Origin of the sequence: Mesorhizobium sp. L2C084A000 (assembly GCF_000502875.1) — a bacterium.
Lineage (GTDB): Bacteria > Pseudomonadota > Alphaproteobacteria > Rhizobiales > Rhizobiaceae > Mesorhizobium.
In genome coordinates this window covers 703,512-724,531 of sequence record NZ_AYWX01000002.1, presented here as the reverse complement: position 1 = coordinate 724,531, position 21,020 = coordinate 703,512, and the positions used below count along the sequence as shown (strand labels likewise).

General features: G+C 63.3%; 24 protein-coding genes. 8 read left to right on the top strand and 16 right to left on the bottom strand.

Annotation, left to right across the window (positions count from 1 at the left end):
* Window positions 1-7: 7 nt before the first annotated feature.
* From flgH to X735_RS157900, 12 genes are all read right to left on the bottom strand, one after another.
* Window positions 8-715: a flagellar basal body L-ring protein FlgH gene (gene flgH, locus X735_RS157845; RefSeq protein WP_023810006.1), complete on the bottom strand. Its 708-nt coding sequence runs from the start codon at window positions 713-715 to the stop codon at window positions 8-10.
* The gene (locus X735_RS157850; protein ID WP_032908856.1) at window positions 712-1,302 is read right to left on the bottom strand and encodes a MotE family protein; all 591 of its coding nucleotides are present in this window, start codon (window positions 1,300-1,302) and stop codon (window positions 712-714) included. Before X735_RS157850 ends, flgH begins: the two co-directional genes overlap by 4 nt.
* A gap of 3 nt (window positions 1,303-1,305) precedes the next feature.
* Window positions 1,306-2,547 (bottom strand): flagellar basal body P-ring protein FlgI, encoded by a 1,242-nt coding sequence (locus tag X735_RS157855; protein ID WP_023810004.1) that lies wholly within the window; start codon window positions 2,545-2,547, stop codon window positions 1,306-1,308.
* Window positions 2,544-3,071: a flagellar basal body P-ring formation chaperone FlgA gene (flgA, locus tag X735_RS157860; RefSeq protein ID WP_031212802.1), complete on the bottom strand. Its 528-nt coding sequence runs from the start codon at window positions 3,069-3,071 to the stop codon at window positions 2,544-2,546. The genes X735_RS157855 and flgA overlap by 4 nt, the downstream gene beginning before the upstream one ends.
* A gap of 3 nt (window positions 3,072-3,074) precedes the next feature.
* A complete protein-coding gene (flgG, locus tag X735_RS157865; RefSeq protein WP_013529795.1) occupies window positions 3,075-3,863 on the bottom strand; it encodes a flagellar basal-body rod protein FlgG in 789 nt (262 codons plus the stop codon).
* Between the two features lie 11 nt (window positions 3,864-3,874).
* Complete coding sequence (locus tag X735_RS157870) at window positions 3,875-4,201, bottom strand: flagellar hook-basal body complex protein FliE (protein WP_023810002.1); 327 nt, start codon at window positions 4,199-4,201, stop codon at window positions 3,875-3,877.
* Window positions 4,201-4,617, bottom strand: coding sequence for a flagellar basal body rod protein FlgC (flgC, locus tag X735_RS157875; protein ID WP_013529797.1), 417 nt, complete (start codon window positions 4,615-4,617; stop codon window positions 4,201-4,203). The genes X735_RS157870 and flgC overlap by 1 nt, the downstream gene beginning before the upstream one ends.
* A gap of 2 nt (window positions 4,618-4,619) precedes the next feature.
* Window positions 4,620-5,000: a flagellar basal body rod protein FlgB gene (gene flgB / locus X735_RS157880; RefSeq protein WP_023810001.1), complete on the bottom strand. Its 381-nt coding sequence runs from the start codon at window positions 4,998-5,000 to the stop codon at window positions 4,620-4,622.
* An 80-nt stretch (window positions 5,001-5,080) separates the two neighbouring features.
* Window positions 5,081-5,923 (bottom strand): hypothetical protein, encoded by an 843-nt coding sequence (locus X735_RS157885; protein WP_023810000.1) that lies wholly within the window; start codon window positions 5,921-5,923, stop codon window positions 5,081-5,083.
* Window positions 5,910-7,313, bottom strand: coding sequence for a flagellar protein export ATPase FliI (fliI, locus tag X735_RS157890; protein ID WP_023809999.1), 1,404 nt, complete (start codon window positions 7,311-7,313; stop codon window positions 5,910-5,912). The genes X735_RS157885 and fliI overlap by 14 nt, the downstream gene beginning before the upstream one ends.
* 3 nt (window positions 7,314-7,316) lie before the next feature.
* Entirely contained in the window at window positions 7,317-8,039 is a 723-nt protein-coding gene (gene flgF, locus X735_RS157895; RefSeq protein WP_023809998.1) for a flagellar basal-body rod protein FlgF, read from the bottom strand.
* A 7-nt stretch (window positions 8,040-8,046) separates the two neighbouring features.
* The gene (locus tag X735_RS157900) at window positions 8,047-9,168 is read right to left on the bottom strand and encodes a DUF1217 domain-containing protein (protein WP_023809997.1); all 1,122 of its coding nucleotides are present in this window, start codon (window positions 9,166-9,168) and stop codon (window positions 8,047-8,049) included.
* A gap of 146 nt (window positions 9,169-9,314) precedes the next feature.
* Here X735_RS157900 and motA point away from each other — a divergent pair, with 146 nt between their 5' ends.
* The 6 genes from motA to X735_RS157930 are packed head-to-tail and all read left to right on the top strand — an operon-like array spanning window position 9,315 to window position 14,153.
* Complete coding sequence (motA, locus tag X735_RS157905) at window positions 9,315-10,190, top strand: flagellar motor stator protein MotA (RefSeq protein ID WP_023809996.1); 876 nt, start codon at window positions 9,315-9,317, stop codon at window positions 10,188-10,190.
* A gap of 32 nt (window positions 10,191-10,222) precedes the next feature.
* Window positions 10,223-11,170, top strand: a complete 948-nt coding sequence (locus X735_RS157910) for a FliM/FliN family flagellar motor switch protein (RefSeq protein ID WP_023809995.1) — start codon at window positions 10,223-10,225, stop codon at window positions 11,168-11,170.
* 16 nt (window positions 11,171-11,186) lie between these two features.
* Window positions 11,187-11,573, top strand: coding sequence for a flagellar motor switch protein FliN (gene fliN / locus X735_RS157915; RefSeq protein ID WP_023809994.1), 387 nt, complete (start codon window positions 11,187-11,189; stop codon window positions 11,571-11,573).
* 43 nt (window positions 11,574-11,616) lie between these two features.
* The gene (locus X735_RS157920) at window positions 11,617-12,627 is read left to right on the top strand and encodes a flagellar motor switch protein FliG (protein ID WP_023809993.1); all 1,011 of its coding nucleotides are present in this window, start codon (window positions 11,617-11,619) and stop codon (window positions 12,625-12,627) included.
* A gap of 9 nt (window positions 12,628-12,636) precedes the next feature.
* Complete coding sequence (gene flhB, locus X735_RS157925) at window positions 12,637-13,719, top strand: flagellar biosynthesis protein FlhB (protein ID WP_023809992.1); 1,083 nt, start codon at window positions 12,637-12,639, stop codon at window positions 13,717-13,719.
* Entirely contained in the window at window positions 13,716-14,153 is a 438-nt protein-coding gene (locus X735_RS157930; protein ID WP_023809991.1) for a hypothetical protein, read from the top strand. Before flhB ends, X735_RS157930 begins: the two co-directional genes overlap by 4 nt.
* A 35-nt stretch (window positions 14,154-14,188) precedes the next feature.
* Here the strand turns inward: X735_RS157930 and X735_RS157935 are convergent, their stop codons facing one another.
* The 4 genes from X735_RS157935 to X735_RS157950 all read right to left on the bottom strand — a co-directional run bounded on the left by X735_RS157935 (window position 14,189) and on the right by X735_RS157950 (window position 17,843).
* Window positions 14,189-14,959 carry a helix-turn-helix transcriptional regulator gene (locus tag X735_RS157935; RefSeq protein WP_023809990.1) on the bottom strand — a complete coding sequence of 257 codons (771 nt, stop codon included), beginning with the start codon at window positions 14,957-14,959 and terminating at the stop codon, window positions 14,189-14,191.
* Window positions 14,956-15,579, bottom strand: a complete 624-nt coding sequence (locus X735_RS157940; RefSeq protein ID WP_023809989.1) for a LuxR family transcriptional regulator — start codon at window positions 15,577-15,579, stop codon at window positions 14,956-14,958. Before X735_RS157940 ends, X735_RS157935 begins: the two co-directional genes overlap by 4 nt.
* A 549-nt stretch (window positions 15,580-16,128) precedes the next feature.
* Window positions 16,129-17,160 carry a histone deacetylase family protein gene (locus X735_RS157945; protein ID WP_023809988.1) on the bottom strand — a complete coding sequence of 344 codons (1,032 nt, stop codon included), beginning with the start codon at window positions 17,158-17,160 and terminating at the stop codon, window positions 16,129-16,131.
* A 26-nt stretch (window positions 17,161-17,186) separates the two neighbouring features.
* A complete protein-coding gene (locus X735_RS157950) occupies window positions 17,187-17,843 on the bottom strand; it encodes a TetR/AcrR family transcriptional regulator (protein ID WP_023809987.1) in 657 nt (218 codons plus the stop codon).
* 261 nt (window positions 17,844-18,104) lie between these two features.
* Between X735_RS157950 and X735_RS157955 the strand changes: the two genes are divergently transcribed.
* Both X735_RS157955 and X735_RS157960 read left to right on the top strand, forming a co-directional pair.
* Entirely contained in the window at window positions 18,105-19,784 is a 1,680-nt protein-coding gene (locus tag X735_RS157955; RefSeq protein WP_023809986.1) for an amidohydrolase, read from the top strand.
* A 141-nt stretch (window positions 19,785-19,925) separates the two neighbouring features.
* The gene (locus tag X735_RS157960) at window positions 19,926-21,020 is read left to right on the top strand and encodes an ABC transporter ATP-binding protein (protein WP_023809985.1); all 1,095 of its coding nucleotides are present in this window, start codon (window positions 19,926-19,928) and stop codon (window positions 21,018-21,020) included.

The window sequence follows — 21,020 nt, the reverse complement described above, 5'->3', positions numbered from 1 at the left end:
CCCAACCCTAGAACGGAAGAACCTGGTCGAGAATCTGCTGGCCGTAGGCAGGCTGCTGGACCTCGGTGATGCGACCGCGTCCGCCGTAGGAGATGCGGGCCTCGGCGATACGTTCGTAGGGGATGGTGTTTTCGGCGCCGATATCGGCCGGCCGCACGATGCCGGCGAGCGTCAGCACCCTGAGCTCGGCGTTGACGCGCACTTCCTGCGATCCGGTGATCATCAGATTGCCGTTGGGCAGCACATCGGTGACGATCGCCGCGACATTGAGCTCAAGCGTCTCCGAGCGCTTGATCTCGCCGTCGGCAGTCGTGTCCGTGGTGGAGCTGAGAGCCCCAGCGCCCTTGCCGGCGGTGCTCCACTTGTCCCACTGCGCGCTGAGGTCGTAACCGAGCTTGCGATTGGCGGTGCGGCTCCTGTCGTTCTGGTTCTTGAAGTTGGCCCGATCGTTGATCTTGATCTTGACCGTCAGGATGTCGCCCTGGGACAGCGCCCGCGGGTCGGTGAACAGCCGGCTCTGGCGGTCGTCCCACAACGAGAATTTCTTGACCGGCGGGGGCGGCGTTTGCGGATAGCGATAGAGGGAGCCAGTGCTGCCGCCATCGATGCCGGAGCCGACCGGGGACAGGGCCGGCTCCCTGCCGACCTCCTTGAGGTTGGTTCCGCAACCCGACAGCACGGTGACCGCGCACAGGACAAGCATTTTCCGGATCATGACGGATCTACCCTTCGGGCTGCGCTGGCCATAATGCCGGTGAGCGTCGCCGCCGCCTTCTGGTCCATTTCGTTGAGGATGACGCTCGCCTTGCGTGAATCGAGCTTCATCAATATGGCCGCAGCCAGATCGGCGTTGACGATGGCCAGCCGCTCGGCGGCGGCGTCGGGTTTCATGCCGGCGTAGATCTGGACGACGCCGTCCTCGGCCCGGGCCAGGAAAACCTCGCGCCGCTTCAGCCAGGTCTCGTATTCAGCTTTCTTTGCATCGAGAGCTTTCATGCGCTCGTCAATGCCGGCCTGGAGCTGCTTCAGTTCCTCCGCTTGCAGGACATAGCGGCGGTCGCGGGCGGCGTCGGCGATGTTTGAGCAGAAGCGCTCGATCTCGCTTTGGTCCGGCGCCTTTTCCCGTGTCAATTGCCGCGGCGGCGCTGCCACCGGTGCTCCCGGCAGAACCTGGCGGACCGTCTCCTCGCCGCGTGCGGTGTCGCCGGCAAAGGGCAGCGCCGCGAGAATAGCGGTCGCAAGCAGGATCGCGGCTTTGCGGTGTCTGCCGTCATGGCGTGGGAAGGAGCGCGTCATCGGCATCGCCTATTGCAGAACCAGGTCGGCCTGCAGGGCCCCGGCCGACTTGATGCCCTGCAAAATGGCGATGATGCCGTCCGGCTTGACCCCGAGGCGGTTGAGGCCGGAAACGAGGGTTTGGAGATCGGGTCCGTCAAGCACGGCAACGCGGGCGTCGGGCCGGCTGGCGTCGATGGCGGTGAACGGTTCGATGGCGGTCTCGCCCTTGGAGAAGGGCTCGGGCTGGACGACGCGCGGCGCTTCGGTGATGCGCACGGTGAGCGTGCCGTGGCTGATGGCGACCCGTGAGATCTTGACGTCATTGCCGATGACGATGGTGCCGGTGCGCTCGTCGATGACGACACGGGCCGGCGTGTCGGATTCGACCACCAAATTCTCGATTTCGGCATAGAAGCGCGCCGCCGAGACACCCTTCGGCCTTCTGATCTGAACGGTGCGCGAATCGCGCTCTGCCGCCACCCGCATGCCGAAGCGCTGGCCGGTATAATCGTTGATGGCGTCCGCGATGCGGATAGCGGTCGAGAAATCGGGATTGCGCAGTTGCAGCGTCAGGATCGCCTGATCGTCGAACTCGGCCTGGACAGCACGCTCGACGATGGCGCCGTTCGGCACGCGGCCGGAGGTCGGCACGCCTTGCGTCAGTTGCTCGGCCTGTCCCTGGGCGGTAAAGCCGGACACGATGACCGAGCCCTGGCCGACGGCATAGATCTCGCCGTCCGCCGCCTTCAGCGGCGTCATGATCAGCGTGCCGCCGGAAAGCGAGGTCGCGTCGCCCATCGAGGAGACGTCGATGTCGATGCGGGCGCCCGACTGCACGTATGGCGGCATGTTGGCGGTGACGATGACGGCGGCGACATTCTTGGCGCGCGCGCTGCCGCCCTCGGTGGCGATGCCGAGGTTTTCGAGCATCGCGCGGATCGACTGTTCGGTGAATGGCGAGTTTCGCAGGCTGTCGCCCGATCCGGCAAGGCCGATGACCAGGCCGTAGCCGACGAGCTGATTGTCGCGCGAACTCTGCAACTGGGCGATGTCCTTGATGCGCGAGGCGACCTGGCCGGGCGGCAGCGAACTCGGCCCGGTCGACACCCGGAACATGCGGCTGGTGGTGGCCGGATCATATTCGGGATCGTTGTAGACGCCGCCATTCTTGGCGGCGAGCTCACGCTTGGCCTTCGGCGTCAAGCCGTCGGCCAGCGCCGGCTGCAGGCCAAGCACGGCTGCCAGTATCAGGGTAAGCCCGCGCATCATGAAGCGCTGACCTGGATGGTTCCATCCGCCATCACCGTGCCGGACAGGACTTTGCCGCTGTCGATGTTGCGAACCTTGACGAGGTCGCCCGCGGCTCCCGGCTGCAGCGTCACGGCGGTGGCCGAGATCGTCAGCCCGCCGGCGATGAAGAAGATCTGCACGGAAGCACCCTGTTCGACCAGCCAGGCCTCGCGGATGGCGGTGGAGGGAATGTAGCGGCCGGGCAGCAACGTGCGCTTGGCGACCTTGCCATCCAGTTCCTCGACCCGTGTGGCGACCGCCTCTGGCTTGTGCTTGCCGACGATAAGGGTGACCTGTTTCAGGGCAGCCAGGTTGATGGTCTCGCCGGGATAGATAACCCGGCTCGGAATAAGCACCACCTCGCCGACAGCTTGATTGCTGGCGATCCGGGTGGCCGACTGGTTGGCCGATTCCTGGGCAAAAGCCGGCATCGTGCCGGTCACCAGCGCAAGGACGAGCGCGCTGCGGCGGAATGCGGACAGGAGGCCGGGCGTCGACATCATGCGTTACCTGATGTTCTTGGAGACCACGGAGGCCATGTCGTCGGCGGCCTGGATGACCTTGGAGTTCATCTCATAGGCGCGCTGCGCCGAGATCAGCTCGGTGATTTCCTTGACCGGGTCGACGTTGGAGGCTTCGAGATAGCCCTGCTGGATGGTGGCGAAGCCTGGATCGCCAGGCACGCCGACATTGGCTGGCCCCGAAGCCGTGGTTTCCTGGAACAGATTGTCGCCGAGCGGCGCCAGGCCGGCCTCGTTGGCGAAATTGGCGATCTGAAGCTGACCGAGGTTCTGCAGGTCGGTCTGGCCGTCGATGCGGGCGAAGACCTGGCCGGTCTTGTTGACGATGACCTCGACGGCATCCACGGGGACGTTGATTGCCGGAATGACGGCAGCGCCGTCGACCGTCACCAGCTGGCCGGTGGCGTTGGTGTTGAGAGCGCCGGCACGGCTGTAGAGCGTGCCGCCGTCGGCACCCTCGATCTGAAACCAGCCCCTGCCGGTCAGCGCCAGGTCGAAACTGTTGCCGGTGCTGGTCAGTTCGCCCTGTGTGTGCACGTTGCGCACGGCCGTCGTCTTGACGCCGAGGCCGATCGAGACGCCCTCCGGCACCAGCGAGGCGTTGGAGCGGTTGGGCACGCCTTGCGTGCGGTCGACCTGATAGAGCAGGTCGGAGAATTCGGCACGGGCGCGCTTGTAGCCGGTGGTGTTGATGTTGGCGATGTTGTTGGCGATGACTTCCAGATTTGTCTGCTGGGCATTCATGCCGGTGGCGGCGATGGCAAGTGCTTTCATGGCGGAATTCCTCAGATGCCCATTCGACTGACTTCGAGATACGCGGAAACCACCTTGTCGCGGATGGCGACGGCGGTCTGAAGCGCCTGCTGCGCGCTCATCACGGCGTCGACCACCTGACGGGTGTCGGCGTCGCCCTTGAGCGCCTGCATCGATACCTGCTCGGCATTCTGCATCGTGTCGACGGTCTTGGAGGCTGCCTGGCTCAGCGCCTCGGCAAAGGAGGTGCCGACATTGCCGCCGGCCGAGGGTGTTGCGCCGCCCTGGAGCAGGCTTGTCGCCGTGTCATCGCCGCCGATCGACGGCTTGAACTGAAGGGCTCCGATACCGCTGATCATTACTGGTTCCTCATCAGGTCGATGGTCATGGAAATCAGGTCACGGGCCTGCTTGACGACCTGAAGGTTGGCCTCGTAGGAGCGGTTGGCCTCGGTCATGTCGGCCATTTCGATCAGCACGTTGACGTTGGGCATCTTGACGTAGCCCTTCTCGTCGGCTGCCTCGTTGCCGGGCTGGAACTCGACTGGAAAGTCACTGGGATCTCGATCGATCGAGTTCACTGCAACCGTTGAACTGCCGGAGGCCCGGTCAAGCTCGGAGACGAAGCTGATGGTCTTGCGGCGATAAGGATCGGAGCCGGGCGCGGTGCCGGTCGACTGGGCGTTGGCGAGGTTTTCGGAAACCACGCGCAGGCGCTCCGACTGGGCGCCGAGGCCGGATGCTGCGACTTTGAGGGCTGCGGTCAGTGCGTCCATGGTCAGCTCTTCACCGCCATCATCATCATCGTATGAAACGCCTTGACGATCGCCGTGTTGAGTTCGAAGGAGTGGCGCACCTCGCCGGCTTTCAGCAACTGGTCTTCCAGAACGACGGAGTTCTTGGACGGCATGACGACGCCGTCATCCTCCTGCGGCTTGATGGTGAAGCCGGCATTGCTCGCTGCATTGCCGAGATGGCCGGCCTGGGTGGCCTGCAGCGATACGGCGGCGCGGTCGAGCACCTTTTCGAATGGCTCGACGTCGTTTGCCGTATAACCCGGCGTGTTGGCATTGGCGATGTTGCCGGCGACTGCCGACTGGCGCACGGCCAGCCATTGCGCTTGCTTGGCGGCGAGATCGAAAAGGGAAACGGGCTCCATGGGAATCTCCGAGCAGGTACCCAGAGACTAGGCCGCCAGTCTTGCGCGGGCCTTGCGGATGGCCGGAAGCCGGAGATCGTTTATCTGGAGAGTTCGATTACCCGGTCGGCACTGGTGACCATGACCCATTTGCCGTTGCGCTGCTCGATGGAGGACACCTGACTGGAGTCAGGCAGTATCGAGCCGCGCTGGACGATCCAGAGGCCAGCGTCGTCCTGGATCATGGCACGGCCGTTGGCGACATGAACCATGCGGAATTTCGCCGCGTCGGCCGGAAACGGTTGCTCGTCGGGTGCGGCTGCGGGATTGGCATCATCCCGCACCGTTCCGGTGGCAAGAAGATCGAGATTGGCCGCGGGAATATCCTTTGCCGTCAGCGGCGCGCTGCGTTCGGCGACCACGCCGCCGCCCGCTCGCCCGGAATTGGAGCCGGTGCCGCCGAACTTCATCGCCTGGACGCCAAACTGGTCCTGGTTAAAGAAGATGTACCAGGGAAACAGGGCGCAGATCAGGCCGAGCGTGATGCCGAGCGCGGCTATGACGAAATCGCTGCGTCGGTCGGACTTCTTCCTCAGTCGGGGAAACGGTGCCTTTGGCGGCTGCGGCCATTCGGTGCGCGGGAACAGCCCGTTGATCAGCGAGTCGCGGCTCGCCTGCGTCATCTCGGCAGCCACCGCCTGGACAGCCCGGGGCAGAGCGGGTTCGACGGGCCTGGCCAGAAGATCAGGATCGGCTCTGCCAGCCCGTGGCAGGATTGGCTTGACGGCTCTGGCCAGAACGGCCTCGGCTTTGGCTGCGATGATACGGGCAGCCTTTGCCTTGGCGGTTCTCGCTTCGTCAGCCTCGGCTTGCTCCACGGCATTGGCCTCGGCGATCATGTCGCGCAGGATGCGCTCGGTATATTCGCGTTCAGTCTCCGGCATCGGCGTTCAGCTTGCTCTTGAGGTGGCGGGCGAGATCGGAGAAAGGGTCGGCCGACGGGCGATCCTTCGGCGCTTGCGTCAGCGCCTCATAGATCAGCGGCACCTGGCGCACGGCGATGTCGAGTTCGGCATCGACGCCCCCCTGATAGGCCCCAAGCAACCGGATATCGCGCGTGTCCTCGAAGCGCGAGATCATCGACTTCAGCCTTGTCACCAGCGCGCGCTGTTCGACGCTCCAGGCCTTTCCGGCCAACCGCGATATGGACGACAGCGGGTTCACGGGGGGATAGCGACCCTGTTCGGCGATCGTGCGATCGAGCACGACATGGCCGTCGAGGATGCCGCGCACGCAATCGGCGACCGGGTCGTTGTGATCGTCGCCGTCGACCAGCACGGAAATGATGGCGGTGATCGACCCTTTGCCTTCCGTACCCGGCCCGGCGCGTTCGAGCAGCTTGGGCAGTTCGGTGAACACCGAGGCCGGATAACCGCGCGCGACCGGCGGCTCGCCGGTTCCAGTCGCCACCTCACGCAGGGCGTGAGCGAAGCGGGTGATCGAATCCAGCACCAGCAAAACGCGATGCCCCTGGTCGCGAAAGTGCTCGGCGATGCGCATGGCGGTGTCTGGCGCACGCCGGCGCATCATGGCGCTTTCGTCGCTGGTGGCGACGACGGCGACGGTCTTGGCCATGCTGTCGCCGATCGTGTCCTCGAGGAATTCACGGACTTCGCGGCCGCGTTCGCCGACGAGCGCCACCACGACGGTATCGAATGCGTCGGCGCCGGCGAGCATGGCGAGCAGCGTCGACTTGCCGACGCCGGAGCCGGCAAAGATGCCGAGGCGCTGGCCGAAGCAGAGCGGCGTGAAGATGTCGATGACCTTGACGCCGGTCATGAAGGCAGTGCCGACGCGTTGCCGCGCCATGGCCCCCGGCGTCGTCTGGGCGCCGCGCGTTGTGTCGTCTCCCCGGGCGAGTGGCGGGCCGCCATCGATCGCCCTGGTGAGTGCGTCGATGGTGCGGCCGCGCCACGAGGCATGCGGCGCCACCACGAGCGGACCGCGGCGGAACACGGCATCACCGATGCCGGAATCGGCGCTGCGTTCGAAGGGCGCCACGACGGCCTCGTCGCGGCCGATCTTGACGATCTCGCCGCGGCGCGCACCGGCATTGCCGCGCTGCTCGACGATGTCGCCCAGCCTGGCGAAACCGGAAAGGCCGTGCACCTTGTAGTGCGTGGGCGTGACTTCGATGACGCGGCCGCCGCGCTTGAGCAGCGCCTCGGCGTCGGCGAAACGCCGCCAGACCCGTTCCAGCGCGGCAAGCCGGTCTTCCGGCGCCGGCTGGAGTTGTCTTTCGAGTGCGCGCAGGGATGGCTGGTCGAGCGACATGGATTATTTCGAGCCGAGCGTCTTGATCGCCTCGTCGGTGGACGAGTCGGTCTGCCGCATCAGGGCGGCGGTGTTCTCGAAGGCGCGCTGGACCATGATCAGCCTGGTGATCTCCAGCACCGGATTGACATTGGACTCTTCGAGAAAGCCCTGGGCAACGCCGATATCCGAGCGATCGGTGACAGGCTCCGGGGTGCGTGCCGGAACGATGCCGGAATTGCCGTAGCGGACGAAGTTCGCGCCTGGATCGAAATTGTAGAGACCGATCGAGCCGACAAGCTGATCGTTCTGGCGCAACGAACCATCGGCCCCGGCCTTGGGCGGGCCGTTGCGGGGGTCAAGCTGGATCGGCGAGCCCCCGGCATCGAGCACCGGGTGGCCCTCGAGCGACATCAACTCGCCGTTCTCGTTCATCGAAAAGCGTCCGTCGCGGGTCATGACGGTGCCGACCGGCGTCTCTATGGCGAACCAGGCATCGCCCTGGACGGCGAAATCGAAGGGATTGCCGGTCTCGCTCAAGGCACCGTGGGCGCCGGAAAGGTAGGTCTTGCCCGGAGAGGCGAAGGATACCGATTTCTGCCCGGTGCCGGAGACGACGTCCTCGAACTTCACCCCGGTGGCGCGAAAGCCGATCGTCGAGGCGTTGGCGACGTTGTCGGCGATGGTGTCGAGGCGCCGCTCGAGCGCGATCTGCGACGAAAGGGCGACGTACAGGCTGTCCCGCATGATGGTCTCAGAACCTCAGTTTCTGCATGGCCATCATCAGGTCGGTGGAGATGCCGACGGTGAGTGGCTGGGCAAACAGCACGCTGACCGAGGCGACGGCCGATGAAGTCGGGTGGTTGATCTCGTACATGCTGGTGAAGCGCGTCAGGAACTTGCCGAGTTTTTCGGGGTCGGAGAAATCCGAGATGTCGAGTTTTTGCTCGAACAGCTGCGCCTGCTTGTCGACGTCGGCGGTGGCGAAGGAATCGGGCAGGCCGAGCACGGTGCGCACGACACTGGCAAGCGCGGTGTCGGCCAGCACGTCATACCAGCTGGTGATGGTCGGGGCCTTGCGATCGAAATAAAGCGCCAGCCGCACGCCCTGGTTGGTCTGACCGGCATCCTCTTCGAGGGTCTGGCGCATGTATTTGTCGACGGTCGGCTGTTGCGCCGGATTGATGGTGGTGGTGTTTTCGCCATAGGCTTCGAAGTTGAAGGCGGAGGCAAGCGCGGCATAGGTCTTGTCCGTCATCTTGTTGGCGACACTGTCGGGGTCGCGGACGCCGCCCTGCAGAACCCGCTTGATGAGATCCTTGTCCTCCGTCGCCGAATCGAGACCGAATGACGCCAGCGCGTATGTGTAGAGCCGGTTGTTCGACATCAGATCGTCGATCGACTTCACCTTGGTGATGTTGGCAAGATAGTATGTCGTCTCGCCCTTCACATAGGCCGAATTGGGATCGAGGCCGGCGATCTGCGCCTGGGTGGCATAGTTCTTGGTCACCAACTGCTGTGTCTTGTTGTAGATGGTCGCATCGGCGCCGTTGGCGGCGAAGTTGAAGGCGCTGACGAATTCGGCGTAGCGCTTGTCGGTCAGCTTGTTGGCGAAGCTGTCGGGATCGGAGACGCCTTCCTTGAGTGCCTTGACCATGAAGGCCTTGGCGTAGTCCATGTCCTCCAGCCCGTAGGCCTTCATGGCATACTTGAACAAACGGTCGTTTTTGACGAAATCGTCGATCGATTTCACCTTGGTGATATTCGCGAGATAATATTTGGTGTCGCGATCAACCACGGGCTGCTGCTCGATCCTGTCGATCGATTTTGAAATGTCCTTGGTGATGAGCTGGTAGCTGGTAAAGGTATTGAGCAAAGACGTGCCTCCGGCCGAAGCTATGCCGGCACAATACCCCTACTTCCTTGCGCGAAACTGAATCGCTTCCAAGCCCTCGATTCAAGCCTCACACAAGGCACGGGGACTATCCCTAGCTCCTGATGTGAAATGCGGAAGGACCTGTCGTGGGCATTCTGATTGGACTGGTGGTAACGCTCGGCTGCGTCCTTGGCGGCTTCATGGCCATGGGCGGCCATCTTCATGTGCTGATTCAGCCATGGGAAGCCGTGATCATCTGTGGTGCGGCTTTTGGCACCTTCCTCGTCGCCAATCCGATGAAGACGGTCAAGGACACCGGCAAGGGCATCCTCGAAGCCTTCAAGCAGGCGGTGCCGAAGGAACAGGACTATCTCGAGACGCTCGGCGTGCTGCACTCGCTGATGCGCGAGCTGCGCTCGAAATCCCGCAGCGAAGTCGAGGCGCATATCGACAATCCGGAAGAGTCGGCGATTTTCCAGGCGTTCCCAACCGTGCTGCATAACCACGACCTGACGCATTTCATCTGCGACTACTGCCGTATCATCATCATCGGCAATGCCCGCTCGCACGAGATCGAGGCGCTGATGGACGAAGAAATCCAGACCATTAAGTCCGACAAGATGAAGGCCTATCACGCGCTGGTGGCGGTGGGCGACGGCTTGCCGGCGCTCGGCATCGTCGCCGCCGTGCTCGGCGTGGTCAAGGCGATGGGCGCGCTCGACCAGTCGCCTGAAATCCTCGGCGGTTTGATTGGTGCCGCACTTGTCGGAACGTTCCTCGGCATCTTCCTGTCCTATTCGGTGGTCGGGCCGGTCGCCACCAAGATCAAGACAGTGCGCGAGAAGAAGAACCGCCTCTATATCATCGTCAAGCAGACGCTGCTGGCCTACATGAACGGTGCGCTGCCGCAGGTGGCGATCGAGTTCGGCCGCAAGACCATCTCGTCCTATGAACGGCCGACGATCGACGCCGTCGAGCAGAGCACGATGAATACCGGCACCGTCGAAAAGAAGGCCGCCTGAACGATGCGCGACAGATCGGTCCCGGCACTGTCATGACCAGCCTGGGCAGTCCAGCGGAAGCGCGCTCGCTGATCATCGAGCGTCTGGTCGGCGACAGCGGCGAGGCCACGCAGGTCATCGACGCAGGCCGCGCCATGGCCGAACGCGCCGTACCGCTGTTGCAGAAAAGCCTGACCAGCGAGCTTGGCGTTCCGGTCGTCGTCGAACTCAAAGCGATCGAGGTCAGCCGCGTTCCCGAGGCGCGTTCGCGTGCCGGCGACACGTTTGCCATGACCGTGATCGGCTCGTCGGCGTCCTCCGATGCGATGACCCTGGTGATCGATGCTCCGGCGATCGCGATCATGGTCTGCACGCTGTTCGGCGGCGATCCGGATCTGCCGGCATCGCCGATCGAACGCGATCTGTCGCAGATCGAAATCGATGTTTCGACCATGGTGTTCCAGCAGGTCGCGCAGGCCCTCAACGGATCGGGAAAGCGCTCGCTCGACCTGCGCCTGCCCGCGCCGCGAGCAATGTCCGGCACTGAGGCGAAGCAGTATGTGCTGCGCGATGGCGCGGCAATCCGTATCGTGCTTGGCATCTCGACGCCGGCCGATAGTGGCACCGTCACGGTGACGATGCCGCAGCGCGTCGTGCTGGCCAGCCGCGACGGAGCCGTTTCTGTCAGCGACGACGATCACGGCCCCAGCTGGCGCGCCCGCTTTTCGGAAGAGGTGATGCGCTCCACCGTGGCGCTCGAGGCCACGATGCCGCTGGCGCGGCTGACGCTCGGCGAGCTCGCCGGTTTCCAAATCGGCGACGTCATCGAATTCGAGGAAACGGCCCAGTCCCAGGCGCGTCTCAGCGCACGGGGCAAGACGCTGTTCGTATGCGAGTTCGGCAAACTGGGACAGAGCTACACCGTCCGGATCAGGCATCCTTACGACGCCGGACAGGACTTTATCGACGGGCTGATGCCGGCAGCCGCCGGACGCGCCTGAGAATTTGGAGACGATCATGGCCAAAACCAAGGCGGAAGCCGACCTCGACCAGCCGGACGAGCAACTCGACCGTGCCATCGAAGAGTTGCGCGGTGTCCTGCATGAAGAGGAGCAGCGCCCCGATGCGGCGTTCAGGGCGGCCTCATCAGCCAATTCGAGCGTGATCATGAACATCCCCGTCGATGTCCAGATCATCCTCGGCAGCACGGAGATGCCGGTCTCCGATCTGATGGCGCTGCAAAAAGGGTCGACCGTGGCGCTCAATCGCCGCATTGGGGAACCCGTCGACGTCGTGGTCAACGGCCGCAAGATCGCGCGCGGCGAGATCACCGTGCTGGAAAGCGATCCGTCGCGTTTCGGCATCAGGCTGACCGAAATCATCGCCGGCACGAAGGGCGCCTAGACATGGTTTGCGGGGCTTGCCGGTGGCGGCGGAGGCGAGTGGCATGACGACGCCGGTGACCTTGACCCGCGCGCAGAAGGCGGCCGCCATACTTGTGGCGATGGGCAAGCCGTCGGCCAGCCGCCTGCTGAAATTCTTCAAGCAGGAAGAACTGAAGGCCCTGATCGAGGGCGCCCGCCTGCTGCGGACGATTCCGCAAAGCGATCTTGAGCGCATCGTCGCCGAGTTCGAGGCCGAGTTCACGGAAGGGGCGGGGTTGCTCGATTCCGCCGACAGGATGGACACCATCCTCAACGAATCGCTCTCGCCCGAAGAGATGAGCGCGATCATGGGCGACAAGAAATTCGAGGTGGCACCGGAAGGCCCGCCGCCGATCTGGCCCGAGCTCGAAAAGCTCGAGCCGGCGCGGCTTGGTGCCTTCCTGGCCGGTGAGCATCCGCAGACGGCGGCCATGGTGTTGTCGAAGCTGGCACCGCAGGTGGCGGCCAACGTGCTGCTGACACTGACCAAGCCGATGCGTGGAGAAATCATCAAGCGCATGGTGACGATGGCCAATGTTCCCGACGCTGCCGCCAGGATCGTCGAAGACCGGCTGCGTACCAGCGTGCTGGCGGAAACCTCGACCAAGGACACCTCGGCCGGGCAGGCGCGTGTCGCCAGCGTTCTCAACGAACTCGACAAGCCGCTGCTCGAGGAGGTCATGCAGGATCTGGAAGCCGCCGGCACGCCTGATCTCGACGGTGTGAGGGCCCGCCTGTTTGCTTTCGAGGACTTGCCGCTGCTCACTCAGAAAGCGCGGGTGCTGCTGTTCGACGGGCTGTCGACGGAGTTGGTCACGCTGGCCCTGCGCGGCACTTCGGCCGCACTCGCGGAATCGGTGCTGTCGGCCATCGGCGCCCGCTCGCGGCGCATGATCGAAGCCGAACTCGGACAGGGCTCGGACGGGGTCCCTCTCGCCGACATCACGGCGGCCCGCAAGACGATCGTTACGACGACGATCCGGCTGTCGCGCGAAGGCGCCTTCGAACTACCCTCGACCCAAGACGCCGCCTAAGACCGCGCCATGGCTGACGCGGTCGACAAGGATTCGAAAACCGAAGAGGCGACGGAAAAGAAGATCCGCGACACCGTCGAACAGGGCAAACTGCCCCATTCGCGGGAGACAGCGCTCTTTGCCTCGTTCGTTGCCATACTGGTGTTCACCGTCTTCTACGCCAAGGATGCGATCATTGATCTCGGCATGTTCCTGTCGATGTTCCTGGAGAAGCCGGAAGCCTGGCCGATGGACACGGAGACCGACGTCATCGCGCTCTACAAAATCGTCCTCCTCGAGGTTGGCCGCGCCGTCCTGAGCCTGATGGTGCTGCTGACCGTCGCCGGCGTCGGCGCCTCGGTGTTCCAGAACATGCCGCAATTCGTAGGCGAGCGGGTCCGGCCGCAACTCTCGCGCATTTCGATCGCCAAGGGGTGGAACAGGCTGTTCGGAATCCAGGGTTGGGTCGAGTTCCTGAAGTCACTCGGCAAGGTCGGGTTTGCCATCGTCGTGCTGAGCTTCACGCTGTCGGAAGACCACCGAAAGCTGCTCGCCGGGATGATCACCAATCCGGTCGCCTTCGGTCTCGTCATCCGCGGCATCGCCGTCGACATCCTGGTGGCGATCGTCTTCGTCATGGGGCTGATCGCGGCAATCGACATCGTCTGGTCGCGCTTCCACTGGAAGCAGGATCTGCGCATGAGCAAGCAGGAGGTCAAGGACGAGTTCAAACAGTCCGAGGGCGACCCGATCGTCAAGTCGCGGCTGCGCTCGCTGGCGCGCGACCGGGCGCGCAAGCGGATGATGACGGCGGTGCCGCGCGCGACGCTGATCATCGCCAACCCAACGCACTTCTCGATCGCGCTGAAATATGTGCGCGACGAGGACTCGGCACCCATGGTGCTGGCCAAGGGCCAGGATCTGGTGGCGCTGAAAATCCGAGAGATCGCGCGGGAACACAACATCCCGGTCTTCGAGGACGTGGCGCTCGCCCGCTCCATGTACAAGCAAGTTTCGGTCGATAGTGTAATCCCATCACAATTCTACCAGGCCGTCGCCGAACTGGTGCGGATCGTCTACTCGAAAAAGGCTGAGCGCAGACAGATTTCATGAACCGGCAACCGCACGCAAAATCCCGCGAGATCATCGTCGCCAGCGCCATCGAGCAGGTGGTGGGGGAACTCAGGCTGATCGATGTCGCCGACTACATCGCCTTTATCCGGCTGGAGCATTTCGCGTGCCTGTCGGACCTCGTCGATTCAGCGGTCGAGTTGTTCTTCATGCCGGGCACTCTGCGGCTCGGCCATGGCGGCGAGGCGCATGTCGACTGGAGCGGCAGCCCGCGCATCGTGCTCGATCTGGAACTGAGGCCGCCCGGCGTCACCGTCTATTTCCAGCTGACGCTGAGCGAGCTCGGCGCATCGGTGGCGGTCAACTACGTGTCGTTCGAGAAGCCGGGCGAAGACCCGGAGCACAATACGGCGCTGCTCGAGGCGGTGATCGAAGAGGCGCGTATCCGCAAGGTCGAGCCGCTCGCCTATCGCTGACCGTCGGTCGCCTTTCGAAGCGCTGTCGAATTCCCCTATTCGATCAAGCCCAGCCGCAGCGCCTTGGCAACGGCCTGGTTGCGATTGACGGCGTTGAGCTTCTGGGTCGATTGGGTCAGATACTGGTTGGCGGTGTGCACCGATAGCTTCAGGAGCCGCGCGATCTCTTCGCTGGTGTTGCCGTTGGCGGTCAGCTTCAGGCATTCGAGTTCGCGCTTGGAGATTGCGCGCATGCGGCCGGTATCGCCCGGACGGATGCGGGCGACGGCGGCGAACAGCGAAAAGCAGCGGGCGTGTATTTCGTAGAGCGCATCCTGCTGCAAGGTCATCTCCGAGCCCAGGAACACGACAAGACCGCATTGGCCGCGGTCGGCGTGAACAGGAAAAGCGATGCCGCTGGTTCCGGGCACCAGCGCCGCCATCTGCTCGGTCCAGGCGAGATCGCCAAACAGCTCCGCCATGGCAGGGACGCCGTCATCCGTCCACCAGCGCGGTTCGGTCGAGATGCGGGTGTGGCGCACGATCTCCTCGCCGTTGGCGCCTGAGATGAACTTGGTCGCCACGGCAATGCCGGGATAGTCGGAATCAAAGCATGGGACTAGCCGCGCCCGCTCGGGCGAGGGGCTTACGAAGAAGAGGCCGAAAGCCGAGGCATTCATGTCAACGGCGATCCAGCGGCAGCGGCGCACGGCATCGGGAATGGTGACCGCGTGATGGGTTTCGGAGCCAAGGGTGAAGGCTCCGAACGGGTTGCGCTGCTCGTTGAAAAGGGCTTCGGCCGTTTCCTTGATATCGGCGTGTTTCAAATGATGCCGCTCCTGATCGCCGTGGCGATGGCCATCGCGCGGTTNGTCTTGCCTTCGGAAACCCAAAACAGGCATTCGCGCTCGCGATCCGACAACGGATCCTGCATGGCGGCAGCGGCAATCAGTTGCGGGATGTGCGAGAGCGCGTAGCAGCATTTCAGCTGCGCCCGCATCAGCGCCGGCTGGTCGATGCTGCCGGCGGTCGCCGCAGAGAACAGGGCGAACAGGCGCTGGCGACCGACATTGAGGCGCAGCGAATAGATTTCGGCATGGCCGAGCACGTCGAGAAGGCGGGCTTCCTCGCCGGTGATCAATCCGTCTGTTTCTGGTGCCCGGGATGCCACCAGCGGCTGTGGACGGATACCTGGCGCGACGGTGAGCGCGCCTTGCGCGAGCCCGGCGATCAGCCGCTTGCCGATCAGCTCGATGGCATCGAAAATCCAGTTGGAGGAGACGATGCGCGCATCGTTGCGGTCCTGGTCGTGGACGATGGCGACCAACATGTAGCTGTCGGCGCCGATCTCGGCGGTCAGTTGCATGAAAAAACTGGTGAGATCGCCGCGCGACGTCAGGCGCGAGCCCAATGTGTCGGATTGAAGAAGTGCGGCGGGACTGCTCATTCTTGTTGCTTTTGGCCGGAATCGTTTCTGCTGTCCGGATGCTGGAAGCCAGCCGCCGAACCCGAATACGCATTACTTTGACGAAGACACACGCGTGGCGCAGGGCTGCACCAACCAGATCCGAATCCATTCAGGGAACGCGAAGCCGTCCGCGTCTGGTGCCGGAAAAGCTCCGGAACAAGAGACTTTGGGTGGTCGCCGCGCCCCCCAAGGACCGGCTGATTCGGGTCTAATCTACCCGCAGTTGAATCTGACATCAAACGCGATTTGACAAAATCGAATCCGGTGGACTCAGGTGCGACTCAGAGCTCGGTTTTCGCGCCTCGGACAGAAGACCGGGACGCGAAAATCTTCGCCGGCCATCTCGGCGGCAGGTCGATTTCGCCGGGCTCGGGAGCATTGACAGACGGGCGCGCCGGTTGCTGTGCCGAAGGCTGGTGCCTTGGCCCGATAGTGGGAGCCGGGCGATGTTGCCGCCCGGTCCCGGTGGTCCTTTGCTTATGCCTGTCGTTGTCCCAAAATCGCTAGATGCTCCTGGACGATAGGCATTTACCGATCCTCGAACCCGGTCAGCACGCCGACCGCGTTGATGCCGATCTCCTCGACGGCATAGCCGCCTTCCATGACGAACAGCGTCGGCAGGCCGAGCCTGGCGATGCGGCGGCCGATCTTGGGATAATCCGATGTCTTCAGCTTGAATTGGCTGATCGGGTCCTTCTCGAACGTATCGACACCCAGAGAGACGATGACGACATCCGGTGCATAAGCGGTGAGCCTGGCGCAGGCATCCTCGAGCGAGGCGTTCCATGCATCCCAGTCGGTGCCGAAGGGCATTGGATAGTTGATGTTGAAGCCTTCGCCTTCGCCTTCTCCGCGTTCGTCGGCATGGCCGAGGAAGAACGGGTACTCGACCATCGGATCGCCATGCAGATTGAGCACCTGGACGTCGGCACGGTCGTAGAAGATCTCCTGCGTGCCGTTGCCGTGGTGATAATCGACATCGAGGATCGAGATGCGTTTGGCGCCCTGGTCGCGGAACCATTGCGCGGCGACGGCGGCGTTGTTGATGTAGCAATAGCCGCCCATGAAGCCGGCCCCGGCATGGTGGCCGGGCGGACGGCAGAGCGCGAAGGCGGAAGCCTCGCCGCCTTTGACCAGGCCGGCGGCGGACAGCGCCACATCGTAGGAAGACTTGATCGCCGCCCAGGTACCTTCGACGAAGGTGGCGCCGGCATCGAAGGAATAATAGCCCAGCAGCGCGTCGACGCGCTTTGGCGGCACGTCGCCGCGCAGGCCGCGCGTCGGCCAGGTGAAGGGCATCGCCGTGCCCGTGAGGCCTGCTTCCAGCCATTGCGGCCAGACCGTCGGGAGGAAGTCGATATAGTCTGATTTGTGGATACGCTTGGCGGCGGCGAGGTCATGTTCGTGCGGCGCGATGATGGGACCCAGTTTCTCGCTTTCGACCTGTGCCTTGATGAATTCGGCCCTGGATGGCTTTTCGAAGCCCGGCACGATGGCCGATGTGACCAGTTCCATTTGGCCGGCATGGCCGGCGTGCAGGGGGGAGAAAACAGTCTTCATAAATTCCTCTCGAAGTGTGAAATCAGTCAAGATTCAAGATTGAGATAAGGGCTCACCAGAGCGAGCCACATGGTTTCCACATCGTCCTCGATGAGGTCGAACGTCCTGCGATCCTTTTTCAGCCCCACAAGCCGGCAAACGTGTCCGACCTCCATCATCAGCACACCGAGCCGGCTGGCGATCTTGTCTTCAAGTGCCGGGTTCACATGCTGCAGCCATGCGGCGTAGAGGGCGATGATCTGGTCGTCATATTCGTTCTGGATCGGCCTGAGGTCCGCGTTGCCTGAAATGGCCTCGATCACCGGCATCAGGGTGGCGTTTTCCAGGTAGAGCCTGGACGTGTCGGTGAAGAGCCTGCGCACTTCCTGCCGAAACTCTTCACGATTGGTGGGCGGGGCGACCTTGATACGCTTGGCGATCACCTCGGGAAAGGATGACAGCCAGCGCCGGGCGAGGTCCAGAAGAATGGCTTCCTTGTTGGGAAAGTATTGGTAGATCGAACCAACTGACAAGCCTGCGCGCTGCGCAATGGCGAGCGTCGTCGGCGTCTTGGTTCCTTGCTCGCGCGTCAAAACCAGCGCTGCGTCGAGAATCCGGTCGACCACCTTGCTGGAACGTTGTTGCCGCGGCTGTTTGCGCGGTTCGAGCGCTATCCTGGTTTTGCGGTCGAGACTGCGCTTCACTGTCCGATGTCCTCGTTCCCCGCCTGGTCTCAACATGGTGGGAGCTTGCTGTCCACAATACATTCCAGATTCGGTATGTTGACAAACGCGAATAATCAGTCGCATTCTTTATCCACGCTGCCTCTTGGGATGACAAGGGGAATTTCCAAGACAGCGCGCTGGCATTCTTTTTCGTCCCATGGCGCCGCTCCGGTGGAGTGGCAGGTCGTTGGACATGAGGGGTTGTCGGTCCCAGTCAGTCGTCAAAAGCGCGGAGTCGCGATGTCTGTCACAGGTGCGGGTCACAATGCGGATCTGATCGTCATCAACGGTCGTGTACGGACCATGGACGACGACAATCCCGCCGCCGAGGCCGTCGCCGTCAAGGACGGCGCCATCATCGCCATCGGCAGCCGCGCCTCCATCGAAGAGTTCAAGGGACCGGCCACCAAGGTGATCGACGCCAAGGGCGGTTCGGTGGTCCCGGGGTTCATCGAAGCCCATATGCATCTGTTTTCGGGCGGGGCTGAACTTGCCCACCTTCAACTCACCGGTATTCATGGCTTCGAGGCGCTGCAGAAGGCGATCCGCGGCTATGCGCCGACCCGGCCCGACGCGACGATGCTGGTCGGCCAAGGCGTCGACTACACCGTGCTCGGCAGCGAGCGCGTGACGCGCCATCACCTCGACGCCATTTTGCCCGATCGACCGTTCTGCATGGCGGCGCCCGACCATCACACCATGTGGGCCAACACCAAGGCGCTGGAAATGGCCGGCATCCTGCAGGGGCGCACGCTCGGCCCTGGCAATGAGATCGTCATGGGCGACGACGGACTGGCCGCGGGTGAATTGCGCGAAGGCGAGGCCTTTGGCCCGGTGCTCGACCTTGCCGGCGAAGGCCGGGTGCGGCTGGGGCTGTCGACCGGCGGCGAGCCGGACCCGATGCCGACGACGGCCGAGCGGGACGCCGACCGCGACATCATGCGGCGCGGGCTCGCCTGGTGCGCCCGCCACGGCATCACCTCGATCCAGAACATGGACGGCAATCTCTATCAACTTGAGCTGCTGGCCGAGATCGACGCCGAGGAAGGTTTGCCCTGCCGCGTCAAGATCCCGTTCCACTACAAGAATTTCATGACGCTCGACATGCTCGACAAGGCGTCCGATATGGCCGAACGCTACAACAGCGAATGGCTGTCGTCGGGCATGGTCAAGGTGTTCTACGACGGCGTTCTCGATTCCTGGACAGCTGTCATGGTCGAGCCCTATGCCGACCGCCCGGACTGGGTTGGCGAGCCGCTGTTCACGCCGCAACAATTCATCGATCTAGCCGTCGCGGTCGACAGACGCGGGTTGCAGATCGCCGTGCACTCGATCGGCGACGGCGCGGTGCGCGCGGTGCTCGACGGTTATGAGGCGGCGCAGAAGGCGAACGGCAAGCGCGACAGCCGTCACCGCGTCGAGCACATCGAGGTCACCACCACCGCTGATGTGCCGCGTTTCGCCGAACTCGGCGTCATTGCCTCCATGCAACCGCCGCATCCGCCCGGCGCAATGGATTTTCCGCTGGAGCCGACGGTATCGCGCATCGGGCCGGCGCGCTGGCCGCTGAGCTATGCCTGGCGGACCTTGAAGGATGCCGGCGCGCATGTCGTCTTCGCATCCGATTGGCCGGTGTCGCCGATCGATCCGATCCTGGGCATTCAGGCGGCAGTGTTGCGCAAACCGTGGGCAGAAAGCGACCCGGACCAGAGTTTCTCACTGCATGAAGCGATCGCCGGTTACACGATCGAGGGCGCCTACGCCGAATTCGCCGAGCACCGCAAGGGCACGCTGAAGTCAGGCTACATGGCCGATCTGGTGGTTTTGTCGATGGATATCGAGAACACCGCCCCGGCCGACCTGCACAAGGTGCGGCCGGTGACGACGATTTGCGGCGGCAAGGTCACCTATCAGGCCTGACTATGGCATGGGGCTTGCAGGCCTCAATGACTGATTGAACTGTGACCCAATGCCGGGCTTGCCAACCCACCGGCCATGTGGTCACATCGAACAGGGGAAGAGCTCCGCCAGCAAGAGCGGGGTCAACAGTGAGGCGTAATCGTGCCGGACAAACCGGATCGGAATGCGATTGAAGTAGTAAACGTCAGCAAAATTTTCGGATCAGGTGAGGGGCAGGTAGCTGCCCTCGACACGGTCTCGGTATCTATCCGGGAGAACGAATTCTTCACGTTGCTGGGGCCATCCGGCTGCGGCAAGACGACGTTGCTCAGGCTGATCGCCGGCTTCGACTTTCCAACCGCCGGTGAAATCCTGCTCTACGGCCAGGACATCGCGCCGCTGCCGCCCTTCAAGCGGCCGGTTAACACCGTTTTCCAGTCCTATGCGCTGTTCCCGCACATGACGGTCGCCGACAATATCGGCTTTGGCCTGGAAATGCTGGGCAAGCCGAAGGCGGAGATCAAGGCGCGCGTCGCCGAGATGCTGAAGCTGGTCAAGATGGAGGCACTCGCTGGTCGTCGCACCAGCCAGATCTCCGGCGGCCAGCAGCAGCGCGTGGCTTTGGCCCGCGCTTTGGCGCCGCAGCCGAAGGTGCTTTTGCTCGATGAGCCGCTGTCGGCGCTTGACTACAAGCTGCGCAAGGAGATGCAGATCGAGTTGAAACGGCTGCAGCACGAGACCGGTATCACCTTCATCTTCGTCACCCACGACCAGGAAGAAGCGCTGACCATGTCAGACCGCATCGCGGTGATGTCATCGGGCAAGATCCTGCAGGTCGGTTCGCCCTGGGATATCTACGACAAGCCGGCGGAGCGCTTCGTCGCCGACTTCATCGGTGAAACCAACTTCCTCACCGCCGCCATCAGCGAGATGGCCAACGGCAAGGCGCGCGCCACGCTCAAATCCGGTGCGACCATCGAGGCGACCGTGGCCCAGAGTTTCCAGCCCAAACCCAACGCCACGGTGGTGGTTCGGCCCGAACACGCCAAGCTGACCAAGGCCAAGGGCGAACTGTCGGGGACGGTCGAAAACATCGTCTATTTCGGCACCGACACCCACATCCATGTTCATCTCGACAGTGGCGAACTCTTCACCGTACGCCAGCAGAACACGCGCAGCGCGGGCTGCGGTTTCGAGAAGGGCGACGCAGTCGGCATCCTCATCGGCAGCGATGCCGCTCAGGTCCTGAAGGACTGA